We start from the raw sequence: 2,640 nt of genomic DNA, 5'->3' as shown, positions 1-2,640 counted from the left end.
ATCTAAACCTTCGGTGGTAACCAATAAAATGAGTTTCGATTTTAATTTTTTTGATGAGAGTTATAATTCGGATGGGTAACAATAACCCTTTATGGGCTTACCAATTTTAGTTCCGGGTGTGGGCTTGAGCAAAAATGGACTTAACAAAAACAAATAATCAACGACTTACTCTTCTCCTTCTCTTCCTTATTCTCCTCTTCAAACATCTTAGCTCTTATCGCATTCCTTTCACGTTCAAACCCTCTCCTGCCCATCAATGCGTATGTGAGCCGCTTACCCTCCTCCACGCCCGGCTGGTCGAAGACATTCACTTTCAGCAATTCACCCATCACTGTCGTCACCAGCTCAAAAAAGTACATCAATGCGCCAACAGTAAAAGCATTTATCGCAGGTATAACTATCGTCTTATTCGGTCTCATGTGATTGGTCAATGCCAACTCGGTAGCAAACTGCTCTGTCTTCATCAATTCCCCCAGTGTATGCCCACCGAAATACTCCAGTTCATTCCAGCCACGGAAAACAGCCGGTAGACTCACATCATTCTCATAACTCTCCACTCTGATAAAAGTGATAACTTTATCAAAAGGACCTTCATTGAATAGTTGGAGCAACGAATGCTGATCGGCAGCGCCAATAGCTTTAAGAGGTGTGTTTCCCGCATTTACCGTGTTATTATCTCTGTCATGCTCTTTACCAAGGCTCTCCGCCCACAACTGCATGTACCAGTTGCCGAAATGGCGGAGTTTACGTGAATATGGCATCAATACAGAGATATTATATCCCTTATCAATTGCTAAATATTCCAGAACTGCGAACATATACGCGGGATTATGCCATATATCAGGCTTTTTACAGGCTTCATCCATGTGCCGCGCCCCATTGAGTACCTCTTTAATGTCTATACCCGATACTGCCGCGGGAAACAAGCCAGCAGGCGAGAATACGGAGAATCTACCTCCTACTCGCTTCGGAATTTCCAGACACCGAATACCCTCGCGCTCCGCTACCCTCCTCAGTACACCATCACCATCACCTTCATCCGTAGTAATAATAAAATGCTCCGTATAGGCTTTCCCGACGGAACGCTTCATCATCTCATAGCACTTCACGAAATTAGCCATCGGCTCCGGCGTTGTTCCTGATTTACTGACCACATTTACCAGTGTCTTCTTCATATCAATAATATCGAAGAGTCCTGCTGTCTCGTCAGGGTCACAATTGTCAATCACGAAGAATCTCGGTCTTCCATTCCGTCTCGATGCTGGTAACAGGTTATAATATGGATGAGATAATGCTGTATGCAATGCAATACTGCCCCATGAGGAACCTCCAATCCCGATGAGCAGGAAATTTTCATATTTCGTGGCTTCTTCATTCGCTAAGGATATAATCTCATCCACATTCTTATAAGGGAGTTCCATGAATTGTAACCGTCCTTCGCTTCTATCGCCCTTCAATTTCCTGTCTATCTCCTTTATACGGTGCTCCATATCCTCTATTGCCCCGATACTGATGCCCCGCTCGCCTATACGGGATTCCATCATATTACTGAAATCCAGTTTCATCATCTTTCATCGTCGTGCTCATCACTTCACTATCTTGGTTATATCAATCTCAATGATGTCTTCAGCGCCGAGCGCCTTCAATCTCGGTATCAATATATTCACCTCCTTTTTACTCACCACCGTCTCCACCGCGTAATATCTCCGCTCCGTACTATCGGAATCATAGAGCTGCGCTATCGTTGGCTTCTTCATCGCTGGTAGTGCAGATACGACATCTCGCAACTTATCCTCTGCAACGTTCATACTCAGTAATACCCTGTCCCGTGCCTCTATCACGCCACTGAGCAGTGTTTTTATCTCCTCCATCTCACGCCTCTTGCCAGGCTCACGCCACGAGTCCTTATTCGCTATCAATTTCGTTGAGGATTCGAAAATAGTGTGAATAATACGCCAGTTGTTCTTCCGCAGTGTCTCCCCGGTCTCTGTTAGCTCTACTATCGCATCCATCATATCCTTCGCTTCCGTTGCACCATAAGAGAAGAAAATTTGTACCGGTATGCCGAGTTCATCGAAGAACGCTTTTGTAAGGTTTGGATATTCCGTACTGATTCGACTATTTGGCTTTATATCCTCTGCTGCTCTTATATCACTATCTGCCTGAACTGCAAGCACGATTCTCACTTTTCCATTCTTCTCCGCAGTCTTGCTGTAGCTCAAATCTGCTATCTCAACCACATCCGCGCCCCTCTCTGCTATCCAATCCTTTCCTGTTATCCCTATATCAAAATACCCCTTCTCTACATACTCCGGTATCTCCTGAGGTCTCAATATCTTCACCTTCTCTATTCTCGGGTCATCGATCTGTGGATTATACTCTCTACTCGTTACTTTTATCTCCAGGTCCGCCTGTTTGAATAGCTGCAGCGTCTGCGCCTCTAAACTACCTTTTGGTATCGCTATACTTATCATCTCCTCTACCTTCTTCTATTCATAGATGTTTATGACTTACGATTATAGTTATAGATATCAATAAATACCGAATATAGAGAGGGTATTATGGTAAAGATAGAGATAAGGAAAGCAGAAAACTCCGATTTACGTGATATCGCAAATATATGGCGCAGGAATATAAAAA

General features: G+C 44.0%; 1 protein-coding gene and 1 pseudogene. Both read right to left on the bottom strand.

The annotated features are described in order from the left end of the window. Positions 1–140 precede the first annotated feature (140 nt). The gene (locus J7J01_07665) at positions 141–1,568 is read right to left on the bottom strand and encodes a glucose-6-phosphate isomerase (GenBank protein ID MCD6210746.1); all 1,428 of its coding nucleotides are present in this window, start codon (positions 1,566–1,568) and stop codon (positions 141–143) included. An 18-nt stretch (positions 1,569–1,586) separates the two neighbouring features. Then, positions 1,587–2,474 (bottom strand): annotated as a pseudogene (locus tag J7J01_07660) (ATP phosphoribosyltransferase). Positions 2,475–2,640 lie beyond the last annotated feature (166 nt).

It is taken from the genome of Methanophagales archaeon, from assembly GCA_021159465.1.
In the GTDB taxonomy this organism is placed as follows: Archaea; Halobacteriota; Syntropharchaeia; order Alkanophagales; family Methanospirareceae; genus G60ANME1.
This window is presented reverse-complemented; position numbering and strand designations above follow the sequence as displayed.